This is a genomic window from Nocardioides sp. B129/18 (genome assembly GCF_055282735.1).
Genome location: NZ_JBUZJI010000059.1, coordinates 1 through 1,312 on the forward strand (window position 1 = coordinate 1; position 1,312 = coordinate 1,312).

The 1,312-nt window shown below is 65.2% G+C and carries 1 protein-coding gene and 1 other annotated feature; the gene reads right to left on the reverse strand.

Translation table 11 applies throughout. The annotated features are described in order from the left end of the window. Positions 1-23: 23 nt before the first annotated feature. Positions 24-1,261 (reverse strand): IS3 family transposase gene (locus ACZDWJ_RS19695; RefSeq protein WP_463523883.1). Its coding sequence is split into 2 segments (ribosomal slippage): positions 24-979 and positions 979-1,261, totalling 1,239 coding nucleotides; the frame shifts between segments, so codons are not numbered across the junction. Continuing rightward, positions 852-980 (reverse strand) — a sequence feature (AL1L pseudoknot). Its footprint overlaps the gene before it by 129 nt. Positions 1,262-1,312: the final 51 nt, after the last annotated feature.

Here is a 1,312-nt window from a genome sequence, read left to right on the forward strand (position 1 = left end):
TTCCGGAGACTGTTTTTCTTGGCTCAGCCGGTTGGCATGAGCTCGTTCTTGGCAGCGTAGTGAAGTTCCTCGGCGGCCATCGGGGTCAGATCCGACAGGGCCTCGTGGGGTCTCTCGGTGTTGAACCAGTCGACCCAGTTCAGTGTCTCCAACTCGACATGCTCGACGCCGCGCCACGGGCCTTCGGGCCGGATCACCTCGGTCTTGTAGAGCCCGATCTGCGACTCCGCCAACGCGTTGTCGTAGGCATCGCCGACCGACCCGACCGACGGGTCCACGCCGGCTTCCACGAGCCGTTCGGTGAAGGCGAAACTGACGTATTGCGACCCCGCGTCCGTGTGGTGCGTGAGCCCGGTCAGGTCGGTGATGCCTTCGCGTTGGCGGGTCCAGATCGCGTGCTCGAGGCAGTCCAGCACCAGGTCGGTCGTCATCCGCGGCGCGCTCCGCCAGCCGACGATGCGCCGGGAGAAGACGTCGAAGACAAACGCGACGTAGACCATCCCCGACCAGGTCGGGACGTAGGTGAAGTCGGCGACCCACAGCTCGTTCGGGCGCGACGCCCAGAACTGCCGATCCACCAAGTCCGCTGGCCGCGGCGACCCGTCCGAGGGATGCGGCTTGAACCGCTTCTTGCGCAACGCGCCCTGCCAGCCCTGCTGACGGTAGATCCGCTCCACAGTGCACCGGGCGACGTCATGGCCCTGGCCGCGAAGGTGCAGCCACATCTTCCGCGCGCCGAAGCGGCGGATGAACTTCTGCCGCTCCTTCTCGGCCTCGATCAGCGCCACCAACGCCGCGTCGCGCACCTGCCGTCGCGATGGCCGGCGTGACCGGATCTCGTAGAAGGTCGACGGGGCGATCTTGACGCCGTGCTCGTTCAGCACCCGGCAGATCGGCTCGACCCCGAACTCGTCCTTGTGATCGGCGATGAAGTCGATCAATACCTGTTGGGGCGGTCGAGCTCCGCCGCGAAGAAAGCCGAGGCCGCCTTCAAGATCTCGTTCGCCCGCCGAAGCTCGTTGACTTCCTTCTTCAGCGCCTTGATCTCAGCGAGCTCTTCGGTGGTCTTACCGGGTCGCACACCACCGTCGATCTCTGCCTGCCGCAGCCACTTCCTGAGTGACTCGGTCGAGGTGATCCCGAGCTTGTTCGCGACTGACCTGATCGCCGCGGACTCGTGCGCGTAGTCCTGCCTGGACTCGATCACCATCCGCACCGCGCGCTCACGCAGCTCGGTGGGGTACTTCGAGGGACGTGCCATGAGAGAGATCCTTCCAACGAATCAACTCTCCGGACATCCCGGGGCGGTTCA